The 322-nt window shown below is 45.3% G+C and carries 1 pseudogene; it reads left to right on the top strand.

The window, feature by feature from the left end:
* Nucleotides 1–201, top strand: a pseudogene (locus tag DXD68_RS13410) (hypothetical protein); the annotation flags it as partial.
* Nucleotides 202–322: the final 121 nt, after the last annotated feature.

The following is a 322-nucleotide window of genomic DNA, read 5'->3' as shown; positions in this document are numbered from 1 at the left end:
GACGTACTCGATACTGCCAAATGGGAAGGCCGTCTTGAAGGACTTGCCGAGGGAGAAGCCAAAGGGAAAGCGGAAGGGCTTGTGGAAGGCAAAGCCGATGCTTTGCGTCAAACAGCAGCCAAAATGAAACGTATGGGAATGCCGACAGCCGACATTGCAACCTGCACAGGGTTGTCGGCGGAAGAGATAGAGAAGTTATAGAAATAATTGAACTATTCTGTATCTATCTAACAGATAACCCTTCACCTGTCACAGCTTGTATCTATCTGTATATCTGATTTTTCCGGTGACACGTCTTTGTAAAGGCTAAAAATCACAAATT

The sequence above is a fragment of the Parabacteroides sp. TM07-1AC genome, assembly GCF_003480915.1.
Lineage (GTDB): Bacteria > Bacteroidota > Bacteroidia > Bacteroidales > Tannerellaceae > Parabacteroides > Parabacteroides chongii.
Note: the sequence above shows the minus strand (reverse complement) of the source record. Positions and strands in the feature narration are given on the sequence as shown.